At 46.3% G+C, this 23,247-nt stretch carries 25 protein-coding genes; 12 read left to right on the forward strand and 13 right to left on the reverse strand.

Annotated features, from left to right (window positions below; all coding sequences use genetic code 11):
* Positions 1-27: 27 nt before the first annotated feature.
* Positions 28-426 carry a hypothetical protein gene (locus ACI2NF_RS04880; RefSeq protein ID WP_400196798.1) on the reverse strand — a complete coding sequence of 133 codons (399 nt, stop codon included), beginning with the start codon at positions 424-426 and terminating at the stop codon, positions 28-30.
* Between the two features lie 79 nt (positions 427-505).
* Here ACI2NF_RS04880 and ACI2NF_RS04885 point away from each other — a divergent pair, with 79 nt between their 5' ends.
* The 5 genes from ACI2NF_RS04885 to ACI2NF_RS04905 all read left to right on the forward strand — a co-directional run bounded on the left by ACI2NF_RS04885 (position 506) and on the right by ACI2NF_RS04905 (position 6,495).
* Complete coding sequence (locus tag ACI2NF_RS04885; RefSeq protein WP_400211164.1) at positions 506-1,531, forward strand: hypothetical protein; 1,026 nt, start codon at positions 506-508, stop codon at positions 1,529-1,531.
* A complete protein-coding gene (locus ACI2NF_RS04890) occupies positions 1,525-2,511 on the forward strand; it encodes a hypothetical protein (protein WP_400146481.1) in 987 nt (328 codons plus the stop codon). The genes ACI2NF_RS04885 and ACI2NF_RS04890 overlap by 7 nt, the downstream gene beginning before the upstream one ends.
* Positions 2,512-3,429, forward strand: coding sequence for a DMT family transporter (locus tag ACI2NF_RS04895; protein ID WP_400211165.1), 918 nt, complete (start codon positions 2,512-2,514; stop codon positions 3,427-3,429).
* A gap of 267 nt (positions 3,430-3,696) precedes the next feature.
* Positions 3,697-4,977 carry an ATP-binding protein gene (locus ACI2NF_RS04900; RefSeq protein ID WP_400211166.1) on the forward strand — a complete coding sequence of 427 codons (1,281 nt, stop codon included), beginning with the start codon at positions 3,697-3,699 and terminating at the stop codon, positions 4,975-4,977.
* A gap of 225 nt (positions 4,978-5,202) precedes the next feature.
* Entirely contained in the window at positions 5,203-6,495 is a 1,293-nt protein-coding gene (locus tag ACI2NF_RS04905) for a type I 3-dehydroquinate dehydratase (protein WP_400149417.1), read from the forward strand.
* Here the strand turns inward: ACI2NF_RS04905 and ACI2NF_RS04910 are convergent, their stop codons facing one another.
* Positions 6,496-8,421, reverse strand: coding sequence for a phosphoadenosine phosphosulfate reductase domain-containing protein (locus ACI2NF_RS04910; RefSeq protein ID WP_400146488.1), 1,926 nt, complete (start codon positions 8,419-8,421; stop codon positions 6,496-6,498).
* Between the two features lie 103 nt (positions 8,422-8,524).
* On the opposite strand from ACI2NF_RS04910, the gene ACI2NF_RS04915 reads away from it, so the two are divergent.
* Positions 8,525-9,730, forward strand: coding sequence for an aminotransferase class I/II-fold pyridoxal phosphate-dependent enzyme (locus ACI2NF_RS04915; RefSeq protein WP_400149413.1), 1,206 nt, complete (start codon positions 8,525-8,527; stop codon positions 9,728-9,730).
* Positions 9,731-9,766: 36 nt separating this feature from the next.
* On the opposite strand, the gene ACI2NF_RS04920 is transcribed toward ACI2NF_RS04915, so the two are convergent.
* Together ACI2NF_RS04920 and ACI2NF_RS04925 are read right to left on the reverse strand one after the other, a co-directional pair.
* Positions 9,767-10,957, reverse strand: coding sequence for a M20 family metallopeptidase (locus tag ACI2NF_RS04920; protein WP_400149411.1), 1,191 nt, complete (start codon positions 10,955-10,957; stop codon positions 9,767-9,769).
* Positions 10,958-10,969: 12 nt separating this feature from the next.
* Positions 10,970-11,326: a hypothetical protein gene (locus ACI2NF_RS04925; protein WP_400146492.1), complete on the reverse strand. Its 357-nt coding sequence runs from the start codon at positions 11,324-11,326 to the stop codon at positions 10,970-10,972.
* 141 nt (positions 11,327-11,467) lie between these two features.
* On the opposite strand from ACI2NF_RS04925, the gene ACI2NF_RS04930 reads away from it, so the two are divergent.
* A complete protein-coding gene (locus tag ACI2NF_RS04930; RefSeq protein ID WP_400146494.1) occupies positions 11,468-11,998 on the forward strand; it encodes an inorganic diphosphatase in 531 nt (176 codons plus the stop codon).
* A 43-nt stretch (positions 11,999-12,041) separates the two neighbouring features.
* Here ACI2NF_RS04930 and ACI2NF_RS04935 read toward each other — a convergent pair whose 3' ends face one another.
* On the reverse strand, positions 12,042-12,668 hold the full coding sequence (locus ACI2NF_RS04935) for a MarC family protein (protein WP_400146496.1): 627 nt from the start codon (positions 12,666-12,668) through the stop codon (positions 12,042-12,044).
* A 108-nt stretch (positions 12,669-12,776) separates the two neighbouring features.
* On the opposite strand from ACI2NF_RS04935, the gene ACI2NF_RS04940 reads away from it, so the two are divergent.
* Positions 12,777-13,526, forward strand: coding sequence for a YoaP domain-containing protein (locus tag ACI2NF_RS04940; protein WP_400149409.1), 750 nt, complete (start codon positions 12,777-12,779; stop codon positions 13,524-13,526).
* A gap of 38 nt (positions 13,527-13,564) precedes the next feature.
* On the opposite strand, the gene ACI2NF_RS04945 is transcribed toward ACI2NF_RS04940, so the two are convergent.
* Positions 13,565-14,560: a hypothetical protein gene (locus ACI2NF_RS04945; protein ID WP_400211167.1), complete on the reverse strand. Its 996-nt coding sequence runs from the start codon at positions 14,558-14,560 to the stop codon at positions 13,565-13,567.
* Positions 14,557-15,117 carry a LabA-like NYN domain-containing protein gene (locus tag ACI2NF_RS04950; protein WP_400146501.1) on the reverse strand — a complete coding sequence of 187 codons (561 nt, stop codon included), beginning with the start codon at positions 15,115-15,117 and terminating at the stop codon, positions 14,557-14,559. Before ACI2NF_RS04950 ends, ACI2NF_RS04945 begins: the two co-directional genes overlap by 4 nt.
* 106 nt (positions 15,118-15,223) lie before the next feature.
* On the opposite strand from ACI2NF_RS04950, the gene ACI2NF_RS04955 reads away from it, so the two are divergent.
* Positions 15,224-16,123: a hypothetical protein gene (locus ACI2NF_RS04955; protein ID WP_400211168.1), complete on the forward strand. Its 900-nt coding sequence runs from the start codon at positions 15,224-15,226 to the stop codon at positions 16,121-16,123.
* A 115-nt stretch (positions 16,124-16,238) separates the two neighbouring features.
* Positions 16,239-18,125, forward strand: a complete 1,887-nt coding sequence (locus tag ACI2NF_RS04960) for a DNA/RNA helicase domain-containing protein (protein ID WP_400149401.1) — start codon at positions 16,239-16,241, stop codon at positions 18,123-18,125.
* 145 nt (positions 18,126-18,270) lie between these two features.
* On the opposite strand, the gene ACI2NF_RS04965 is transcribed toward ACI2NF_RS04960, so the two are convergent.
* The 3 genes from ACI2NF_RS04965 to ACI2NF_RS04975 form a co-directional block, all read right to left on the reverse strand.
* A complete protein-coding gene (locus ACI2NF_RS04965; RefSeq protein WP_400211170.1) occupies positions 18,271-19,344 on the reverse strand; it encodes an AAA family ATPase in 1,074 nt (357 codons plus the stop codon).
* Between the two features lie 195 nt (positions 19,345-19,539).
* Positions 19,540-20,166, reverse strand: coding sequence for a GTP-binding protein (locus ACI2NF_RS04970; RefSeq protein WP_400149653.1), 627 nt, complete (start codon positions 20,164-20,166; stop codon positions 19,540-19,542).
* Between the two features lie 50 nt (positions 20,167-20,216).
* Positions 20,217-20,423 carry a hypothetical protein gene (locus tag ACI2NF_RS04975; protein WP_400149652.1) on the reverse strand — a complete coding sequence of 69 codons (207 nt, stop codon included), beginning with the start codon at positions 20,421-20,423 and terminating at the stop codon, positions 20,217-20,219.
* A gap of 98 nt (positions 20,424-20,521) precedes the next feature.
* Here ACI2NF_RS04975 and ACI2NF_RS04980 point away from each other — a divergent pair, with 98 nt between their 5' ends.
* A complete protein-coding gene (locus ACI2NF_RS04980; RefSeq protein WP_400149650.1) occupies positions 20,522-20,806 on the forward strand; it encodes a hypothetical protein in 285 nt (94 codons plus the stop codon).
* Between the two features lie 9 nt (positions 20,807-20,815).
* Positions 20,816-21,862 carry a uroporphyrinogen decarboxylase family protein gene (locus ACI2NF_RS04985; protein ID WP_400211171.1) on the forward strand — a complete coding sequence of 349 codons (1,047 nt, stop codon included), beginning with the start codon at positions 20,816-20,818 and terminating at the stop codon, positions 21,860-21,862.
* Positions 21,863-21,922: 60 nt separating this feature from the next.
* On the opposite strand, the gene ribH is transcribed toward ACI2NF_RS04985, so the two are convergent.
* The 3 genes from ribH to ACI2NF_RS05000 are packed head-to-tail and all read right to left on the reverse strand — an operon-like array spanning position 21,923 to position 23,247.
* Positions 21,923-22,342, reverse strand: a complete 420-nt coding sequence (gene ribH / locus ACI2NF_RS04990; protein ID WP_400149646.1) for a 6,7-dimethyl-8-ribityllumazine synthase — start codon at positions 22,340-22,342, stop codon at positions 21,923-21,925.
* Between the two features lie 6 nt (positions 22,343-22,348).
* Positions 22,349-22,822: a riboflavin synthase gene (ribC, locus tag ACI2NF_RS04995; protein WP_177971420.1), complete on the reverse strand. Its 474-nt coding sequence runs from the start codon at positions 22,820-22,822 to the stop codon at positions 22,349-22,351.
* Entirely contained in the window at positions 22,819-23,247 is a 429-nt protein-coding gene (locus ACI2NF_RS05000; RefSeq protein WP_177971419.1) for an adenylyltransferase/cytidyltransferase family protein, read from the reverse strand. The genes ribC and ACI2NF_RS05000 overlap by 4 nt, the downstream gene beginning before the upstream one ends.

The following is a 23,247-nucleotide window of genomic DNA, read 5'->3' on the forward strand; positions in this document are numbered from 1 at the left end:
CGATTAATGGCGGGATATGATTAATAATCATTGGACGGGGACATCATCCTTCTTGTCAAGGCACCATCCTCTGATAGGATTCATCAACAATACGATGAGTGCAGCAACGGACAATATGATGATGAATGTATGAGGCACATCCCTGAACGTAGCCGATATGTAGATCAGCAGATTGATGCAGATGAGCACGACCGCAAGCACGTATGCCTTCTTACTGCCGTTGACTATAGGGTATATCAGGAATAGTATGGAGAAATCGATGGCCATGTCGTAAACGAGTTTGTCGATATCGGCATTATCGACATTCCCGTGAAGGAAATTGATGGCATACCCCATCATAACGCACACGACCATGATCACGTTTATGATGATGAATATCACGGCCATGTCGATTATCCTCGAGTCAATGCCGTTGTATGCATCCATATCAAGTGATACGAAAGCTGCATTATTAATCCTATTCGTCGGATGATCCCCAAACGGGATGAATTTATTAACGGATGTAATGTACGGGCCTACGATGAACATCAACGGTGCGATAAGAAAAACCGTCCACTCCATGGCATCCGCCATATTGTCGAAGATGGTGAAGATCATCGCAATGATGCTCATCGTGTATGCGATCGTATCCGCATACATCCATCTATTGAATTACAGCAAAGGGTACTACGACAGTATCGGCATCTGTTTTACCATAGGTATCGTTCTGCAGATCGCCTTCGGCACGATGATATTGATAGATTTCTCCAACAACTTCAGTCGGGGTATCGGTTTATTCGCCATGTCCATGGCGATCAACAGGCTCATGAGCAATCTTCCAAATCTCGCTGAACCACGTGGAATACAGTTCGTGTACGCGCTCATAATGATAGCTACCGCTGTGAACATGCTGTACACAGGATATTCGTTCGCCAGATGGAGGACCAGATCACGCATCGGATTGATGTGCTCTTCCCTTCTGATGCTATCCTTGACCATGGGCAAGATCTACTATAATGCGGATTCGTATGATGTTCCCGGGGAATTGATATTCACAACATACCCTGACCAATGCATCGCCTGCATAATGTACGTCATCCTCTTCGTGATGGTCAGCAGCGAACAGGTCAGGAACAGTATGCCCACGCATGTCTATTTGAGGAAGTTGGGTTTGATAAGATGCATCAAGGCGAGCGAACCATCATCCTACATAACGAGGTGTGATGCACGCACACTCCTCAATGCATTCATCGACAGGAAGGATTGGTCCGATGTAAGTGATGGTGGACCAGTGGAATGCGAATTCAAATGCACTTTGTACAACTACCTCGGCGACGAATCCATGATAATGGTACAGAAGTGGGCGGATCATGATTCATTGTACATCACGATAACCGGCTCGAAGGACGGTTCGATATTGAATGCTTACAGGACATCCATCGACAACATATCCGCCGACGGTCCGATCGAGACATGCGACACATTGTTCATGTACGGAGGACAAGGCTCCGAATACAGACTGAGGGTGAGGGATGAGGTGGAAGAATGGTAGCTAGATCGAGATCAAGCAGGATCGCATCCATAATCGTACTATCATTGACGATAACCCTAGGTATCATCGACATCCTGACATTCAACAGGCACCTAGGTAGTTCTCAGATAGTCCTGATATTCTTGATATCGATCATGATAGCACTGTCCGCATTCATGTTCATCAAGAGGAATGAGAATCTTATCATGAACATCTCCGTATTCGGACTGATGTGCAGTCTCTTCGTGTTGCAGGAGGGGTTGTACTCATTCGATCACGATGATATCATCAGTATGTCCTACGCTATTCTCGAGTGTTCCATCGGAGTCTTAGGGATATACCTCAATCTTCTGCTCTACATCGGTAATAGATACAATCAGATGCGCCTCTATGCGTTGACCTCTTTCACGATATTGATACTCATATTACCGATATTGTACGATGTAGCATTCGATTACACATACCTGTGGGATTCGATGGTAAAGCATCTGCCGAACACGATAGATATCATCATCCTGTCGTTATACATGATAATACTCTCCCATCCTGATGTGAGGTATCATTCCTTGAAGATACGTTTGGGATACAACGTCAATGTGTTGGATGATACGCTGTTTGTCGACAAGGATGCGTATATGGATAGGAGGGAATTCCTTTCATTGATCGATGGAACGATTGGTTGGGAGAGTTCAGATCATCCAGGGATATCCGGTGTGAAGACAGCGATGTTCAATACCAACGGCCATAAGGCAAAACTTGTCATGAGGAGGCATGATGACGGTACCATATACGGTACATTCATCGCCAACGATGATGGCACACATATACAGGAACTGACATTCCCTGTGAGACAACTGACGTATAACGGCGATAGCACGGATTGTGACATGTTCACGATCTACGGGGATACAGGTTATTTCATCAGGATGATGGTCAAGGATGAGAAACCTGTACCCAAGAACCGTCTTACTAGGTTCTATCGCTGGATGACAGGTTATTAAATGGACGACATCAGGAAATACGTATCCATCTCATTGATTGCTGCCGCATCCATAATCTGGGGGTTCCTCGGATTATGCATCAGAGAACTATCTGCGGCAGGTCTGAGTTCACTGCAGATGTTCGAGCTCAGATCCATAATCTGTACCGTTCTCATAGGCATCATGATCCTGGTGAAGGATAGGAGTCTGTTCAAACTGAACAAGAGCGATCTGAAGTTACTGATGATGATCGGTATCGTGAAGATAGCTGCGGACACGTGTTATTTCCAAACGCAATTGATGGTCGATCTATCCTTAGCAGCGGTATTGGAGAATACAGAACCATATTTTGTGGCGATAATCTCATATTTCTTGTTCAAGGAGAGGTTGACAGGGATACAGAAATCATCACTCGTGATAGCGTTCGTCGGTTGCATATTGGTATCGGGTGTCTTCAACGGCGTCGATGCGACGGATCCCCTCGGTATTTTGGTCGGTCTGATATCAGGATTGACGTTCGCTGTGTACACTGTGGGAGTGAAGGATGCTACGGAGAGAGGATGCGCTTCCAGTGCGATATTGTTCTACATCTTCCTCGTATGTTCTGTGTGTACGTTCCCATTCTCCAATCCCGTGACGATGTTCGAGATTTCTTTCTCAAGCATCGATGTGGTAGCGAATGTACTCCTCTTAGGTATCGTATTCACATTGATCCCGTACTATATGCATGCACTCTGTCTGAAGGATCTGACGGCAACGACATCATCCATCGTATTGTTCCTCGAGGTCGTCATGTGCGCCATAGTTGGATACATCTTCTATGGAGAGATGCTCGATGTCTTCAATCTTGTAGGAATGGTGTTCGTTTTCATAGGGATCGTGATGATAAACAAGCCTGCGCATCAACATCAATCGGATGATAAGTTGCCTTCGGATTGAGTTTCGGACGTGGATGGATAGGCCTGTTTTTTGAGTCATGTTCATCAGATCTTTCATCCCATCTCAATATGTAGTTGTGGCTTCGAATAATGAGTGTAAGCCGAATGTCACTGTACAATTTATGTAAATCGATCTGGGTATATGGGCATGTAATGCGGGATTGAATATAATTTTAGTAAATTAATCAAACTCATTTTAGTAAATTAACCGAATTTATTTTAATAAATTAACCAAACTTTAAATGCTAGCGAAAACAATGTGATTTTTATGAACAAGGCTGCGGGATACCTCCCGAGATTGGTAGAGACGGAAATCGAAAGATTTATGAAAGTCATGGGTGCAGTCAGTCTCGAGGGTCCGAAAGCATGCGGGAAGACGTGGTGTGCCAGACATCTGTGCAAGAGTGAGTTCTCGTTGGTAGATCCGACTGGTAATTTCTCGAATAGGAAATATGCAGAGATAGATCCCATGTTGGCCCTGGAGGGGGAACAGCCCCATCTTATCGATGAATGGCAGGATGTCCCGAAGATATGGGATGCCGTACGCTATTCGATAGATAGTGACGGCGGGAAGGGGAAGTATATACTCTGCGGCTCCTCCTCAGTGGATAAGTCCAGCATATCTCACTCGGGTTCGGAGCGTATCTTGCCTATAAGGATGCATACGATGTCACTCTTCGAGTCAAAGGAGTCTGATGGGAAGGTCTCGTTGGATGGATTGTTCCGCGGAGAGATCAGTACGAAGAGGGCGAAGGAACATTCACTGAAGGAACTCTCTGCGATGATAGTCCGCGGAGGGTGGCCGGGGATGCTCGAGGCAGATCCTGATGCCGTGTCAACGGAACTCCATAGGTATCTCCTCAACGCTTGTTCCATCGATGCCCAGAAGATCGATGGCAGGAAAAGGAATGTGCAAGGCCTCATGAGGACGATACGCTCATTGGCTCGCAACGAGAGCACACTCGCGAATCAATCCACAATAGCGAAGGACACCGGTGAATTCGACGGAGATCCTCTTTCGATCCCTACAGTAGAGGATTATCTGAACGTTCTCAACAGGCTGTTCCTCACAGAGGATCAGTTTGCCTTCAGCCCACAATTCAGATCCTCCCTTAGGGTCGGGAAGAATCTCAAGAGGCATCTCGCTGACCCCTCCTTATCAGTGGCTGCTTTAGGTCTGAACACAACATCCTTGATGGAGGATCCGAATACGTTAGGATCCATGTTCGAGGCATTATGTGAGAGGGATCTCCGGATATATGCCCAATATCATGGAGGCAGTCTGTTTCATTATCGCGACTACAAGGACAGAGAGGTTGATGCGGTTTTGGAGATACCAGGAAGAGGATGGGGCGCGTTCGAGATAAAACTCGGATCGAACCAAGAGGATGCAGCTGCTGAGGCCCTTCTTTCCATGCGTGATATGATGGTACGCAACGAAGCTAAGAAACTACCGGAGTTCCTCTGCATCATCTGCGGCACTGGAGATATCGCATATCGTCGTGACGACGGAGTTTTCGTTGTACCAATCACCTCTCTGGGGCCATGACCAACCGCCACTTTCATGAATCTTAGATTCAAATGTATTCCAATCGTTTCCTCGATAACATCATGGGAGCGACAACCCCGACCATCATCCCGTGTGTGAACAATTTAATATGATGGCATTCTCTCAGATGATTAGGTACCATCCCATGGAAGATAGGAACGATCTCCCCTCCGGACAGTATATCGGACCGAAGAATCATGTTTCTCAACATCTGAGGTCGATCTGATGCGCATATGCTCGACATATGGTAGGCCGCACGAGCTCTCATTCCGTTATGATTATGAGGAAGTGCGCATGGATGTGTTCGACAAAGTGCCTGATAACGTCGATTCAGACACCATCATAACATTATGCGGGAGAGATGCATCGCTCATACCTTCTGGATTCAATGGTTATGTCGATAACGGTACAGATATCGTGCATGGTTTCAGGAGCATAAGATCGTATCATGATTTCAAGAGAACGCCTGATGTGTGTGACATCGTCAACATGTTCTCGAAGGTACAGGATATCGCTAAGGGCGCATTCACTGTGAGATCGTTCAAGGATCTCAGTAAATTGTATGAGGCATCGCAGATCATTGGCAAGAGACATGTGTTGATCGGCATGGGAGATATGGGTACCGTAACGAGGTTGAGAAGCAACATCCTCGGCAACGAGTTCACATTCGGTTATATCGGAGCACCTACGGCAGAGGGTCAGTTGGAAGCAGATGTATTGGATGATCTGGGCGACGATTGCACGATCGTCGGGATCGCCGGATGCAACATACAGCACAACAAATTCACAGCGATACAGAACGCTGCCATAAAGAAGGCGAAACTTAACGCGATACCACTTACATTCGATTCGAAGACATCTGATAGAATCGGAGAGGTCATGGTCCAATATCAGATAAGGGGATTGAACATCACCATCCCATACAAGACAGAGATCATGTCGATGCTCGATGAGTGTTCTGAAGAATCGATCAAGATCGGTGCAGTGAACACCATCGTTAACGATGATGGTAAATTGAAAGGATACAACACCGATTGTACAGGGATCATGAGAGCATTTGCTATGTCTGGTTACGATCTTGGCAACAAACGTGCATTGGTCATCGGTTCGGGAGGTGCTGCGAGGGCATCCGCCTATGCGATGAAATCCATGGGATGTGATGTTCACGTTCTTGCAAGGAATGAGGTCACGTTGTTGGAATTATGTGACGATCTCCTTGTCGAACCCACTTCCGATCCCGATGTGTCAGGATATGACATCATAATCAATTGCACACCCATCGGTATGATCATGGATTCGATCTATCCGTTTGATCTCAATACGATGAACGGGGACCAATGCGTTCTGGACATGGTCTACAACAGGAAGACTAGGCTCATACAGGTGGCAAGGACATTGGGATGCAAGATAATCAGCGGTTCCGATGTTCTAGTTGGTCAGGGTGCCGAATCATTCAAACTCTGGTTCGGCATGGAGCCTGATTACGACGCGATGAGGAAAGCTGTCGGTAACGAATGATCACATATCGTCATCCGTGTTCCTGAAGTTCAATGCAGGACAAGGTCCGAAACATTCCTTGCACCAAATACATTCGTCGGGATTGATCTCCACCCTTCCATCCTTCATGTAGAGTGCGTGCTGTTCGCATCTCGCTGCGCACAATCCGCATCCTACGCATTGTTCGGATCTTATCACAAGTTCGAACAATCTTTCGATCTCGGTACGTGCATCCTGTTCGACGGATGCCTTGGAGATTATCGCACCTTCTCTGTAGATTGTGATGTAATCGACGGATGCCCATTGACCGTCAGGGTCCTTCTCAACCGTTCTGCCCAATGCCTGCATGAAACCAGCCAATCTGTCAAGGTCTATCGGCCTTGACAGCGCAGCCTCGATACTGTATCCGATGACGCATGGGGAATATCCTTCCTGCACTTTCATGGATATCGGCCCTTTCTCAGGTGATTTGGTCTGTTTCGTGAGTTCGGAGACATCCTTTCCTGTGACCCTCTGCACCTCTTCCTTGATGGACTGGGGAGCCTTCTTCCATCTCCATAGGCCATAATCCTTCCATTCCTTGGGAAGGCCGCGGGATTCCATGTATTCATTGAGATACGCATCCCATTGCGGATATCTGTCGGAATTGCCGGCGACTATATCGAATTCGGCTAGATCCGATGCGGGACAGAGGAAACATCCTATCCTGTCCAATCCTCTAGTGTACCATACGTTGAAAGGCTCCTTCTTGTAGAATATGTAGAACCATACGTGGATGGAGTTCCAACTCTGGATGGGCGATGCACCTGTCTGACCTGGTGTCCATGGATTGACCCATACTCTTGGTTTGTTGTGTCTTGCCTCAGACTCGTATTTCCTTTGGCCGATGAACGAGAGACATCCCTTCGGGAAGTTCTTGTTTATCGCAGCGACAGTAGGGCCTAATTTATTGGTTTTGCAGCACCACCTATAATCCTTGGCAGGAGGTCCGAATTGAACGAGATTACCGAAGAAAGCATCCGTCGGAGCATCCTCCTCGATCAATTGCAGATTATGTCTCTTGCAGATATCATGAACGTGTTCCACGGTCTCGTTGAACTCCAATCCCGTGTTAACGAAGAGAACAGGCAATTTCAATCCTGCATCCAATGTTAGTAACAGTGTGGTAAGTGAATCCTTGCCGCCAGAGAATGATACGATGGCGGGTTTGTCGTACTGAGCGATCGTCTTCTTGATGAAGGCTATTGCTTCATCCCTTCTCCTGAAGATGACGTTCTCATTCGTCTTTACGGCATCATCCCACGAGTTCTCCTTGTCGATGACCGCACTTTCCTCCGGTTTGTACCATTTGGTCCTAACGGCCATGCCGTGGTCCGAGGATATCATCTCCTCAGCGGACATCCTTGCGGTACCGGTCGCGATGGCAACCCTTTCTTTCGTAATTATGATGACCTCGTCACCATCCTTCACGTCAGGTGACGCATCGATGACTCCAGGGGCCATAAGGTTCTTGGATTCCTGCACGAACTTGATAGCAGCGGGATCGATGACAACATACCCTTTTGTTATGACCTTCGAGATCCTCATCGCACTTTGCATACGGTTGATGAACACCCATTTCTTGCCTAGGTCGTATCTGATGGATGCTATCGTCCTTCCGTCGATGATGATCTCATCCATCCTGTCCAATGATGGCGCTTTGTTCAGCAATACGACATGTCCTTCAGGGAGCAATTCCAAACCAGAACCTTCGCCGAACTGTCTGTCGACGAGATCCCTGATCATCTTGATGTCGTGTTCGAATGCGGGTCTGACCTCTCCAGGAGGAGTTATCTCCACCTCATGCGTAGTGTTCCCGCATTTGGGGCATTTCTCATTCTCCAATATCGGTAGATTACATTCGTCACACCATCTCAGGTGGTTCTTTCCTAGTCTAATCGCTGCCATCGTCCCTCGTTATATACAGCACACCTAAAAGGATTGTCTTCGCGCCCCTAAGAAGTGCGCGAACTTTTATATCAATCCCAGGGAATTCGGTCCCTTGATAAGTATGGTAAGAAAGATACAGGCTTCCAGACGTGCGTTGGGGATGAACTATGCGATCAGAGAGATCGCTGTACCAGCTGCCAAGCTCGCTGAACAGGGTAGGGAGCTCTGTATGCTCAACATCGGGGATCCTAACAAATGGGATTTCGAGACCCCTGCTTATTTCAAGAATGCTCTCAGAAAGGCTGTGGATCACACCGATAACGGATATGGTGATTCGCAAGGGAACCCTGAGTTCAGACAAGCGATCGTCGATCGTGAGTTCGAGAAGCACGGTACGAGGATAACTCCGGATAAGGTATTCGTCACCTCGGGCGTCGGAGAAGGTATCAATCTCCTGATGGGTGCGCTAGTCGAGGAAGGGGATGAGGTATTGGTTTCCGGACCAGGTTATCCGTCGTATCATCAGTACGTGGATTTCTATGGCGGTAAGATCGTATCGTACAGGTTGATCGAGGACGAGGATTGGATACCTGATGTGGACATGATGCGCAAACGCATCACGGACAGGACGAAAGCGATCGTTGTGATCAACCCAAACAACCCTACGGGTGCGGTGTTCGATGAGAAGGTCCTGCGTGAGATAGGCGATCTCGCAGCAGAGATGGAGTTGCCGATAATATCCGATGAGATATACGATAAGATAACGGACAAACCATTCTTCTCCATGTCAAGGCTGCCATCTGATGTAACGAGGATAATCCTGAACGGTTTCTCAAAAGTCAACCTGATGCCAGGATGGAGGGTCGGATACGGATACTTCATGGACGAATCCGGTATGCTCGATGATGTTTGGGAAGGATTGATGAAACAATGTCGCGCACGTATCTGTCCTAACGTACCATGTCAATGGGCTGCGCAGGCATCCCTTCAGGGACCTCAGGATTATATCGTCGATATGAACAGGAGACTGAGAGACAGGGCACGTTTCTCGTATGAGAGATTGAATGAGATCCCTGGAATCTCGGTAAGGGAACCGCAGGGTGCGTTCTACATGTTCCCCAAAGTGGAGCTCAACGGCATATGGGAGAATGATAAGCAATTCGTTCTCGACCTCATGAATGAGGAAGGAGTTGTCGTCGTACACGGTTCAGGATTCGATCCTGAGTTTGGTCAAGGACACTTCCGTACGATCACATTGCCTAGGATAGAGGTCCTTGCCAACGCTTACGATAAGCTCGAGAGGTTCATGATCAGGCATAAGGCATGATCGGATGGTGGCTTTCTGCCACCATCGCCCTTAGAATCATGATGAAGAGTTCCTTTTGAACTCTTCTTTTATTTCTGTTAATAGTTTTGGTTCTCTGAGGATATCGTATGTCGCCAATGCGAATGCTCTGATGTAAGTGAGCATAGAATCCAATGCGAAATCGGAACACGAGTCGCGTGCGAACCCTATAGAATGAGCTTCCGTCATGTTCCCGGAATCCGGCGTTCCTATGGAGAACAGCATCTGTACGGATGGTTTTATATGGCTTACATTACCAAGATCGGAAGACACGGAGAGGTGTTCTCCCTTGGTCCTTTTTACATCGACACCGAATGATTCCAATCTGTTGGTTATGATGTCTGCAAGTGCATAGTTCGTCATGGTATCGTCAAGGAAGTTCTCCACTTGGGAGATCTTATGTTTGCAACCTGTGCCCATGGCGGCGGCAGCAACGATCCCTTTCATCCTCTCATAAACTTCGTTGCAATGTTCTCTATCGTTAGCACGGATGTAGAACACTGCGGATGTGTAAGCGGGTATTATGTTAGGGGCATCACCGCCGTTCGTGATGATGCCATGTATCCTCACATCAGGACGTGTCTGTTGGCGATACGCATTGATCATATTGTACAGGGAGATCATGGCATCCAACGCATTGATACCTTCTTCTGGTACTGCAGCGGCATGAGCCGCTTTACCGAAGAATTCGACCTTCATGTTCATCATGGCTATGGTGTTCATGCCATCAGCGTTATGATAGCTCGGATGGGCCATCATGATGATATCGCAATCATCGAACAATCCTTCTCTGATGAAATCGACCTTGGAACCTACAGTCTCCTCCGCAGGCGTACCGTAGACACGCACCTCTCCTCCGAACCTGTCGATCACATCCATTACAGAAATCGCGGAACCTGTAGCGATCGTTCCCACGAGATTATGTCCGCATCCATGTCCGAGACCAGGTAATGCATCGTATTCCGCAAGGAATGCGACGACAGGCCCATCCTTCTCACTCTTGTGTGATGCAATGAACGATGTGTCGTATCCTGCAACGCCTATCTCAACATCGAACCCATGTTCGATCAACATCTCTGTATGGAGGCGACACGCCTCATACTCCTCAAGGCTTAATTCGGGATTGTCATGGATCCTTATCGCTAAGGATCTTAGATCATCAGCGATCGAATCCACCTTCTCCATCAAACGATTCTCGATATCGTCCATCCAATGTCCCTCCTACCCTCTGACCTTGACGAAGTAATCGCCTATGAACATGAATATTATCAGAAGTATCATGAACGGGTAGAGATCACTCAATCTGTCGGCGATCGTCAGTGATACCAATGCTACTGATGAGATCAGACTGCACACCATATAGTACACGGAATAGTGCATCTTCCCGTTCCCTTCATATCTCTCTTTCGAGAAAGGCATCTTGTCCGTGATGACCAATGTGCTGAACAATGCCAATAACACGATGAATGCGAACAATGCTACATAGATCGGATTCTGTTCGAATCCTTTCGGGAGCGGAATCGCCGATATCGATATCGCGATCAGATCCAATATTATGATCGTGGCCTTATGGTTCATGCGGACCGCCTCAGTATCTGAGGTGTGGATGCGCATCATGTCTTTTAACCATGATGTTCACAATATGCACATCCCTTCCACACGTAGAGAGATAATGATTATACATGAGGTCAATATCGTTGATGCATAACAGGCGATCCTATGGGGAACATATGGCATGATATCAACCCGAAGAGGATATCACCCGACGATTTCATGGTCGTTGTGGAGATCTCCAAAGGCAGTAAGAACAAATACGAATTGGATAAAGAGACCGGACTTCTGAAGTTGGACAGGATCCTTTACACTTCAACGCACTATCCTGCGAGTTACGGTTTCATCCCGAGGACATATGCTGATGACGGGGATCCATTGGATGCGTTGGTCCTCTGTTCCGAACCTATACTCCCTATGACGTTGGTGAGATGTTATCCCATCGGAGCGATAAAGATGATCGATAACGGAGCGAACGATGAGAAGATCATCGCCATTCCATTCGACGATCCGATGTACAACTCATACACCGATATCAGCGAACTTCCGAGTCACATGTTCGATGAGATGAAGCACTTCTTCGAAGTATACAAGACACTCGAGGGGAAGACAACAGCCGTCGACGAGATCATCGGTTCTGATAAGGTGCAGGATATCATCAAGTATACTATCGGAAGATACAAGGATTCTTTCTGTTGATAGGGATTCGTGCCTGATGTTAAATCAGGCACGATCTCTCTTATCATACCAACATCAACATCTGCATGATGGCCTCAGCTGCCATGTGCGAATCGAACCAACCAAGACTTCCCGAGAATATGCTCTCGACACCCATCGCAGCGATGAACAGACCGATTATCTTGGTCAGGATGCTGAGGGCCTGTTCGCCGACGAGCCTCATTATCAGGTCGGATTCCCTAAGGATCACCCATGTGGTCACGAGTGCGATAGTACTTGCGACCATCACGGTAGCGATACCGTATTTGGATGAGATGAGGATGGCAGTCGTGATCACACCAGGTCCGGTGAGGATAGGTGATGCTATGATGGCCCATTTAGCTCCTTTTTGATCATCTATCTTCGATAGTTTGAGGCCGAATACCAATTCCACGGCCATCATGAGGAATATGATACCTCCGGCGACACGGAAACTATCCATGGTGACGCCGAATATATCCATCAGTTTGTCGCCGATGAGGATGAACATGAACAGCAGGATGGCAGCGACGACTATCGCTTTGTCAGCATAGATCTTGATTGTACGGTTATCAAGGCCGTTCGTGATGTTGATGAACATCGGAACGCTAGCGAATGGATCCAATATCAAGAACAAGGATATCGATAGGGTTATTATCGCGCTCGGATCCATGTTGGTGGATTGACATCATTCGATATAAATGACTTCGCACAAGTGTGGTGCTGAATGGAATGTTATATCAATCTCGATGTCATTTTTTCATCAAGGAGGCCACAATTCATGGGATACATCAATATCACGAAGGATAACATCGATAAGGAGCATATCTGCTGTGCTATGTCCGGCAAGCAGAGCCTTGCGAAAAAAGAGTGGTTGAAGCAACGTTTCGATGAAGGATTGGTCTTCTATCGCAGTGAGGAACGCGGTAAATGTTTCATCGAATATATTCCGGCAGAGAATGCGTGGATACCTATCGATGCGGATGGCTGGATCTATATCGATTGTCTGTGGGTCGCAGGTTCTCTGAAGGGACACGGCCATTCATCGATGTTGCTTTTCAAGTGTATCGAGGATGCTAAAGCACAAGATAAAAAAGGTATCTGTATCCTATGTGCCGAAGGAAGGAAGAGGGAGTTCTTAGCCGATCCCAAGTTCCTGACGTACAAGGGATTTCAGGTCGCGGATGTATCTGATTGTGGTATCAATCTCATGTATCTGCCAATCAAGGAAGGCGTTACGCCTCCAAAGTTCAAGGATTGCGCCAAACACCCTCATGTAAATGAGAGGGGTTTCGTTCTCTATTATACGGATCAGTGTCCTTTCACTTGCTATTGGGTGCCGAAGGTACAGGAGATTGCGAAGGAACATAACATCCCGTTCAAAGTGATCCATATCACCGACAAAGATGCTGCGCAGAATGTACCTGCTCCGGTCACGACATATGCATTGTTCAAGGATGGTCAGTTCTTGACTCAGAGCATCCAATCTGACAAGAAGTTCCTTGCATTGGCAGAGATCAAGCTCAGTTGATATGATAAAACGATCCTCCCCGATCGAGAGGCATCATATCAGAGATAGACCAACAATCCCTCATACTTCTCGCTGTATTCGGCAGTTAGTTCCTTCTTCTCAGTGAATGGGGACAGATTGTTCAAACCTTTGAGTCTGATCCTTCTATTGATGCATAGTGCCGAACCGAATTCGTTCGGTCTGATCGTCAATATCTTTGCATCCGGAGATATGTGTACGAAATATTTGTGGTCGGTGAATGATTCACTGAACAGGGTCTCTTCACCTATTCTTTCAACATTGAAGACCATATGAGGAACGGATTCTTTCGCACCTACGACCCTTATCTCAGGCATTCCGGGTGAACCTGCCCTGTATGTGTTCGGTATCTTCGGAATTGTGGGCATTCTGATGGCCGGTGCTTCAGCATCCGCACATAATGGTGCCGAACCGAGTTCTATGCATACGTTGTTATTGATCTCCGAACCCAACTCGATCATATTCTGCGTGGAATCATGTGATGCGGACAACGATTTGTTCAATATGCGTTCCCGCTCCAACTCTTCCTCTAATATGGAGTTCCTACCTTTCAACTCATTTATGATCCCATCGAGTTCAGATCTTGCTTCCTCTATGGCGAGGTCATGGATCTCATTCTTGTATCTTTGAGCGAAATCGCTTTCGAACATCCCTTTGTTACGATCCCAAAGCGAATCGATCATCTTCTCTCTTAGATTGGAGTCAAGGCTGATCAGGAAGGATGCCGTGACCTTGTAGATGGGCATAGCATAATTCACGGTGATGTTGTTCCCTGGTGAGACGGAACAGATCCAAACATCCCCTACTTCGACTTTCCCAGGGAATCTTGAATCGACGAAGGTCACCTTCCCATTGACATGCGATATCACGTTGGTCTTCTTGTTATCAAGGCCGAAGGTCAGCATATGGATCTTCTTCCTATCATTCTCCAATGATTCGAGAGCTTCCTCGTCATCAAGTCCTCTATCGATCATCTCTCTGCGGAAATCGTTCATGTCCATCTTCTCATCAGTCAATAGTCCACCCCCATGTCATCATTCGGAGAGGACATCGACATGATCGGCATCTTATCGATCAGATAGTATACATCCGCTGCTCTCTTGCATTCATCGTTATAAACGCTCTCGATCGCAGCCACTTCGACCCTCTTGCCTGCTGCTTGTACCCTTTGGATGGCAGGAACGAAATCTCTGTCGCCGCTTACGACTATGGCAACATCATAGTGATTCAATAACGCATGTTCGAGCATCTCGCAAGCCAAGGAGACATCCACCTCTTTCTGCTCTATTTGTCCCTCAGTGCGGAAAACTATCGATTCGCGAGCGATGACGCGGAATCCTTGATCCCTCAGTCTATCGTGTGTAGCTAAGGTGGTATCGCCCTTGTCCGGAATGCGTTTCCTCGCATCGAACACATAGGCACCGACAAGATCCCTTGAACCGACAAGGATCTGCGTCAATCTATACAGGTCCAATCTGACATCGTCACCGAGGAATTTCACGCTCTCATAGATGTTACGGTAATCGATGAAGACCATCACTCTGCTGTAACTGTTTTCGGTGAACAATGTCATGTTATCGCCGTAGACTATGACTTGTTCGGTTATTTATCTGATTGTCGATAGAATCGATTTTTGATGACATTTATTTATCCATGCACTTGGATTCTATCGTGTTATCATGATGAGAGGCACTTCTTTACAGGATATGGTCAAATCGTTCTCTTCTGATGAGTTCGCCGAAATGATGTCGAAGAACGATGAGGGAGAGGTCAAGGTCAAGAAGAAGACAGCGATCCCTAAAGGCGCACCTATGCCCAAGAAAGTACCTGTCAAGAAAGAGCAGTTCGAGACCACAGGTTCCAATGAGGAAATGATCCCTTTATCTGAACATAACGAGAAGATGAAGAAACAAGAGACGAAGTACGAAAAACTGGAAAAAAAGTACAAAGATCTTTCTGAAACGAACAAAGGGATCAAATCTGAACTAGCGAAGGTCAAGAAAGCGTTGGATGTCGAGAAGGGAAAGAAGGAAGAAGCAGAAAGAAAAGCGACCGAACTCGGTAAAAAGTATGCTGATGCCACAGATGAGATCAAGGATCTTAAGAAAGCGATCGAGAAGAATGATAACAGTGATGTGATCAAGGAAAAGGAAGATGAGATCGCAAGATTGAATAGGATTCTAAAAGAGAAGGAATCCAAACTGAAGGAGAAGGAAGAGCAGATCAAATCCTTGGAAGAGGAGAGGGATTCCCTTGATTCCGAGAAGAAACAGCTCATGGGAGAGATTGAATCGTTGAAGAAAGAAGATGCCGTTGAGGTGAAAATAGATCAGTCGCCGATCATAACCCGCATATCGGCCACCGAATTCCAATCTCCTTCATTCAATAGTGCGCGTTACAGAGTCTTCCTTTCCAGGGATTGCAGATTCATGACATTCAAGGCTGATATCATGGGGTCTGCTACCTGTAACAACGGAACGATAATGCTTCCGACCCTTGCTAACTTCATCCCATTCACTGAGAAGAAGGACTATAGTGTTCAGTTTACGGCGAATGGCGAGATGCTCATCTATCTATGATCTCCAATCGATTATCGTAAAGGCATATCTGCATGCATTGTCGCATGGTCGCTTTGTCATCGATCCGCCATTCAACAGAAAGGTATATTTCAAGAGATGTTGGTCTTCAACATATATGATAATCTATAGCGGAACCAAGGACGGATTCATCGACGATCTGTGTAACGGTATTTTGGAAGAGAAGATCGGTTCCGCAATGGAAGAACGGTTCGGCAGACATGCGCCACAATCGGAGGTCCGTTCATGGTCGAATTCATTGACATACATGGGGATGGTATTGGAGAATTCGACAGTTCCCAGTGATACAGGTATCGCGATCGAATATAACATCCCGTACACATCGAAACGTGTGGATTTCATTATGTCGGGATATAACGCTGAGGGTCACAATTCTGCAGTCATCGTCGAATTGAAACAATGGGAGCATGCGGATTCCGTTCCAGGGAAGGATGGTGTAGTAAGAACATACATTAATGGTGGTGAGCATGAGACGACTCATCCGTCCTATCAAGCATGGTCCTATGCCACAGCGATCGGTGATTTTAACGCGGATGTACAGGACTTGGATGTCAAATTGCAACCATGTGCTTGTTTACATAATTACATCGAGCGCACTCCAGAACCACTTTTCGATTCCATATATGAATATTACATCCAAAGGGCCCCAGTGTTCTCCAAGAAGGATGGTAAGAAATTAAAGCAGTTCCTGGAGAACATACTGAAGAAAGGCGACAAGGGCGAAACGATCTTAATGATAGATCGCGGGAAGCTCAGACCTTCCAAATCACTCCAGGATGTACTCTCCTCGATGATGCTAGGGAATCGGGAGTTCGTAATGATCGATACACAGAAGGTGGTGTACGAAGAGATCCTTCATTCGATGAGACAATTATCAAAGAGTGACAGGAAAAAGACGATAATCATAAGAGGCGGTCCAGGAACTGGTAAGACGGTACTCGCCATCAACCTTCTAGCCGAGATCATCGCAGAAGGCTCATCGGCAGCATACGTATCCAAGAATTCTGCGCCACGTAGCATCTACAACTGTAAATTGAAAGGTTCTATGAAGAGAAGTCGTATCGACGCATTATTCAAAGGATCCGGAAGTTTCATCGATGCACCTGAGAACACATTCGACGTCCTACTTGTGGATGAGGCGCATAGGTTGAATGAGAAGAGTGGACTTTACGCATCATTGGGTGAGAATCAAGTGATGGAACTCATCCGCTCTTCCAGATTGTCCGTGTTCTTCATCGACGAGGATCAGAGAGTAACGATCAAAGATATCGGGACAGAGAGCGAGATAAGGAAGTATGCTAGAAGATTCAATTCTACCGTTTCGGTCATGGAATTGGATTCTCAATTCAGATGTTCTGGTTCCGATGGATACCTGGAGTGGGTGGACAACCTCCTTCAGATAAGGGAAACGGCATCGTTCGAACCCGATTCTTCTTTCGAGTACGATTTCCGCGTGTATGATGATCCCAACGAAATGAGGGCAGATATAGAGTCTCTCAATTCGATCAATAACAAATCGAGGATGGTCGCGGGTTATTGTTGGAATTGGATCAGTTCTTCGAAGAATGATACGGATGTACACGACATAACGATTCCAGAATATGGATTCGAGATGAGTTGGAATTTGGGAAATACGACCACATGGGCCATAGATCCCGAATCGATACGCGAGGCGGGATGCATACACACATGCCAAGGCCTTGAATTCGATTATGTCGGTGTGATCATTGGTCCGGATCTCAGATACAATCCTTCCACCCACATGATAATCACTGATGCAAGTGAACGTGCTAAAACAGATTCATCACTGAAGGGATTGAAGAAAGGGCGTACGCCTGAGGAGCAGAAGGCTTTGGCGGATAAGATAATCAAGAACACATACAGGGTTCTGATGTCTCGCGGAATGAAAGGTTGTTTTGTGTACTGCATCGATAGGGATCTGTCCGATCACATTCGCAAGATGTGCAAAACTAGATTTGACTGATTTCATAATCGCTATGTGATGAAGTTCGTGTTGATTCGAATTCATTCTTTGCAGAAACAGATGATGCTCTCTATCCATGCTTTGAAGTATGGACATACTGCCTACATCACTTAGAAGGATCTTCGGCGTAAATGAGGCCCAGGCATCAATAATCGCTGGTCAACAGGTTCTTTCTCCAAAGCATACTGAATGTGTAACCATCGTCAAGCCAATGACTCAATCTTTCAAGGTCCAAACGAGAGAATGTTGTTCCCGAACCATCATCTTTCACTACCATAACATCTTTAGCTGTGAATTCATCAATGAGATCCGTTGATTGCGTCGAGATGATCAGTTGATCGGTCTTTCCAACAGATTTAATCATTTCAGCAAGACAGATTATCGCTTGTGGTGATAATCCCAATTCCGGTTCGTCCAAGATGATCATCGTCGGTCTGAGCCTTTTCGGTTGAAGTAACAATGTAGTCAAACAGACGAATCTGAGGGTGCCATCAGACAACTGATTGGGCCACATGATATCATTATGGTCGATCCTTTTCCACTTCAGCATAACCTCTTCTGTGTCGGTGTTCGGTATGAGGATAAAGTCATCAAAGAATGGTGCGACGATACGAATCGAAGATACGATGTTATTGTAATCTATCAGATATTCCTCTTTTAAGCGAAGTAGGAATGGTGCGATGTTTCTCGCATCAGGCATAAGATACAAATTATCATGTACGCTACATGATTTTCTCATCAATGATGTTCTTGACGTATCATCGAAGTGATAAACACGCCACGTCTTTGCTGAAATGATGTGATCAGTAACCTTATCCGGGGTACGTTCTATCAATTTGGATTCGAAATATCCTTTACCAATGGAAGATCTCGTGTCTTCAGATGTTTGACAGAGATATTCGTTTGAGAATATCATACGTTCATCTTCTGTCAACTCCAAAGAGAATCCATAGATATCGTTCTCAAATGAAGTTTCGATCGAGATATTTTTTGTTTCTTTCGGCCCATTGTAAAGCAATGATATTACACCATATCTCGAGATCGTAGTCTGAAGATCCTGAGATATAATCTTTTGAATCAATTCAAGCGCGGATAGAAAATTAGACTTCCCTCCACCATTAGGGCCAATCAGTATGTTGATGTTATCTAAATCAATGGATGCATCACGTATTGAACGATATCCTGTTATCCTTATTCTCTTCAACATCGCATCACCCATATGTGTACTTCCCCCAGGATTAGAGGATTATATTATTCAATATTCTTAATATATTATATTAAGGCGGATGCGCATCATTTACTCATTTGGTGTTTGTCAAAGTTGTAAAACATTGATGTTAACAATAAATGAAATGACAATCACTCAAACGATTGTCCGTAGCATCATAATTGCCTTTTGGAATGATCACCTATCTCAGTAGACCAACGGCCTATAATACTCACTATCGCCGAATATCAGCTCCGACACTTCATCCGCTCCCTCTTTACCCTCTGAGAAGAAGATCACCTTGGCATCCTCATTGATCGATTGGATCAATCCCTCGAGATCATCTCTAGTTTTTTCATCGATCATGTCCGAGAATGTAAGGACTATTGCGTCGGATTCATTGATCATGTTGTAGTATCTGAAACTCTCAGTGCTCTTATTCGATGTTCCTTTCTCCAAAAGATCGGTCGCTTTGATCACGGTGATGAGTGGAGCTAATTCTATCCCTTTATCCTTCATAAGATAGAATGGATTCATCATCGGTGATGATATCTCAAGACAATTCCCTGGAGGTTCCGAGATCAAAAAATCAGGATGATCTTGTTGTAATACATTGGATACACGGAATTGGAATTGTCTGACTCTAGCACATGGTGATTTGAAAGGGAACACATCGGTGAATGCACATCCTGCCTCTTCTATCATAGATGCAGAATCATCATTATTGGCGATGAAATCGAAATCGTGTCCTTTGGTAGATTCTCTTACTACAGTGGTCTTTCCCGATCCTGGGATGCCTGCTACAAGTATGATTCTGCTCTTCATCTCAGACATCTGATTTCCCTTCTTTCAAATTTTACATGTGCCGGACAACGACATCATCCTTACAATCCACATTTTCTTGTGCAGTCGACCATGACCTTCATCTTGTTCATCGGAAGGAAACTCTCGACCGAACATGAACATGACATGATATATGGCATCCCTTTGAATGCATCCGCGAACGATTTTACATCATCTCTTATCCGTTCCTCGTTCCCAAGGAATATCGTAGTGAACGAATTCACTCCAGTATAGATGATATCATTCAAATTCCCTCCGATCACACTGTCATTCTGCTATCCAGATATCTGGTCGCAAGTATTTGATTGCACTCTTCATTAATATATTATAAACTCAATCAAACCTCATGGACGAAGCGATTACAGGATCGATCGACAGGATGAAGGAGAAAGCTCTGAGGAATGAGAGGCAGGACAAGGATGATCTGCTCAACATACTTTCCTTGACTCGAAATCCGATGAATCCCTTTATCTTGCGAAGGTTGCCAAGGAGGTCGCTTTGGAATCAACGGGAAGGAAATCTCGTATCGGAATCTCCATCGGACTCGATTATCAAGATGCTGATGATCGAGAAAGGTTTCGAGATCGGTACGATAGACGATTTCAGGCATATCGTGCCATATGGTTTGTAAGATGAGATGATGACGTCCAAAGAATTGTTCCTATCCACTCTCAGACAAGAGCAGACCGAATACGTACCGTTCTTTCCAAGGGATCTGACCCTTGGGATGGATACAGTGCCTGCGAGGACAGATGAGGTCTTCCATGATGATGGATACGATGCTGAACTGTCTGCAAAATGCGTATTGGCGCTACAGGATCTTCTGAATAGTGATTGTAATGTCGGATGCATATTCACGTACGGTCTGGAGGCGTTCGGTGGACTAACGAAGTTCTCCGAGAATGGGATACCATACGTTTCGGGCTATTGTTTCGAGGATTATGATAATATAGACAGGTATGAGCCGTCGCAGATACTCGATGGATATCTGTACAAAGGGATGCGCAGGTCATGCGAGATCGTACATGATAAGCGTCCTGATTCTGCTATAGCGATAAACGTTCCCGGTCCGATGACCATGGCGGGATTCGCAAGGGGTCTTGAGACGTTGATGATGGATCTCGCTCTGAATCCTGAACTTGCAGACAGGATATTGAGATTCTCGATCGATGCGATAAGGTATGAGATGCTCGGGATGGCAGAGGATGTGGCGGATTGTATCTTCTTCGCATCGGCATCGGACAATCCTGATATGATCGGCGATGATTTCATGGAACGTTCGATCCCTGGGATCGAAGAGCTTACCAAATATGCTCATAAAGAGGGCCTTCCAACGATATTCCATCCGCATGGTGTGTTTTCCACGGACGATCGTTCGGATGCATTGGAATCGTCCATAGCGACTGGTATCGATGGTTTCCAATTCTCGGAAGGGAATGATGCTAGCGCTATAGCGGATAAGTTCAGAGGAAGATGTTCTGTATTGGGGGGCGTCGATGCCTATTCGACATTGTTACTAGGTCCCGACAAGAGGATCGTACGTGACACCAACAGGTTCATCGATATCATGAAGGATGAACCATACATCATGATGTGCTCCTGTTCAGTGAACAGAGGATTGTCCCTGAACAATCTGAAGGTGATGGCCGATACGATCGCCGACCATAACAAGAACGTAGGATTCTGAGAATTGATAGAAAAATGAATGGTGGATGGGATGGTCGCACTCACGTGCGACCATTCGATCTCACAGTCCGAGTCTCTGCAGCATCTTGACAGCTGCATCGACGACCTGTGCACCCTTCTCGATCCTATCCATGGCCTGGAGCTCTGTCATTCCAGGGCCGGTGAGTCCAAAGGCCACAGGCTTTCCGGATTCCAAGGAGAGATCCATGATCTTCCTCGATGCCTGTCCCATGACCACTTCATCATGTTCGGTCTCGCCCTCGATGACCGCACCGATGGTGATGACCGCATCGATCTCGGGATCGTCGACAAGGTTCTTCACTGCAAGAGGGACCTCGAAAACTCCGGGCACCATGATCTTCTTCACGATGTCAACACCGAGGAACTCCGCCTCTGCTTCAGCCCTTGCTGCCATGAGGGATGTGATCTCGTAGTTGAACTCAGCCGCTACCATTCCAATCTTATATTTTCTCGTTGCCATAACAAATCACTTCTTCTGTCTTACAGGCCCTGCATCAGCAAAACCTTGTCTCAAACCTGTTCCCGCACGTTTCGTCAATGATTCTGGACGGAACAGTAGATCGTAAACATTGACGGCATGCTCCCTTGCCCTGCTGTCAGCCAAAAATTCCAATTCTTTGGCATCCTTCGCCTCATCCTCGTGGACGAACACCTCGATGATGTGTGTCGTCGTCATCAATTGACAGAGGATCAATCCTGTGGATGCCTCGTGTGCGCATGTCTTGTCCTTCGCCATCGGACCAGGCATCGCCAATGCCATGCAGATGTCGCATCCATCCTCTTCGATGAGTTTCTTGCATGCGACAGGGAGGTCCTTGAATCCAGGTACTGTACGTCTGATTATCTTGAATCCGGTGCCTGTCCTCTTCAATTCATCGATGGCCGATGCGGCCATGTCGTATCTTGCGAATGTCGTATCTGCGATACCTATCGTCTTCATTTCAGATCAATCCTCTCGCGTATCTTCTTGATGATGGCCCTTGTAGCTTCCAAGTCCTCGCCTGATTGGTCCGCACGTTTCACAGCTATGTCGAAGCCTCTCTTCTTCAATTCTTCCGATAGAGTGTTCTCATCGAACTTCTGATCGAATCCCAATACGATGACGTCAGGTCTGATCTCATCCAATATCGCGAACATGTCGCCGCTATCGTTGCCGATCATAGCGACGTCAACGGGTTTCAGAGCAGAGACGATCCTGACCCTCATCCTTTCAGGGGTTATCGGTTCATGTTTGTTCTTCCTGACGGTGTTGTCGCTCGCGACAACGACGTACAGTTCATCACCTAGCGCCTTCGCTTGCTCAAGATATGATATGTGACCTGTGTGCAGTATGTCGAATACTCCGGAGGCCATCACGCGGACCAT

Source organism: Candidatus Methanarcanum hacksteinii, from assembly GCF_964305265.1.
GTDB classification, from domain to species: domain Archaea; phylum Thermoplasmatota; class Thermoplasmata; order Methanomassiliicoccales; family Methanomethylophilaceae; genus Methanarcanum; species Methanarcanum hacksteinii.